The organism is Faecalibacterium longum (assembly GCF_040094125.1).
Taxonomy (GTDB): Bacteria; Bacillota; Clostridia; order Oscillospirales; family Ruminococcaceae; genus Faecalibacterium; species Faecalibacterium longum.
Map to the genome: position 1 here is coordinate 1 of NZ_JBBNIH010000011.1, position 557 is coordinate 557.

Below are 557 nucleotides of genomic sequence, written 5' to 3' on the forward strand. Positions count from 1 at the left end.
ACCCGGTGCAGCTCCGGTTGAGCTGCACCCTTGTGGGCCGGTAAATATGTAAGGGCCTGCCGCTCCTGACCCGAAGCGGCAGCCCAAAAAAGTGCGAGAACTTGAATTTACGCGCCCTACGCGCCCCAAACCACACAAAAGTACCTTTCTGTGTTGATTTTATGGGGCGCATGGCTGGGATGCACGCGCCCTTTTGGGGCGCATCTTGCCTTCTCTCCCGCCCCGAAGGGCGTGTTGCCGCCCTGTATCCGCCCGAAAGGGCGGACACGCGCCCGGAGAAAACAACGATAACAGGTAAAAACAAATGCTTTGGGGCGCGTGGGGCGCGAGAATTTCACTTTTCGTGTGTTTTATGCCGCAGCAAAGGCGGGGTGGACGCATACGCCCCGGAAGCCGCGGTACTTCCCCTCGATGTGCTTGGAGAAGGTCAGGCCATACTTCCCTGCATTTTTCAGTAGGAACTGGCTGAACTTCTTTTGAGGAACAGGCGATTCCAGATTATCCTCGCACCACTTGGTGTAGGCGCGGTAGAGATAGGTGGAGCGTTCCTCGGTGTC

1 pseudogene is annotated in these 557 nt (G+C 57.3%); it reads right to left on the reverse strand.

Annotated elements, in window-relative coordinates:
* Positions 1-350: 350 nt before the first annotated feature.
* Positions 351-557: pseudogene (locus AAAU26_RS00070) on the reverse strand (primase-like DNA-binding domain-containing protein); the annotation flags it as partial.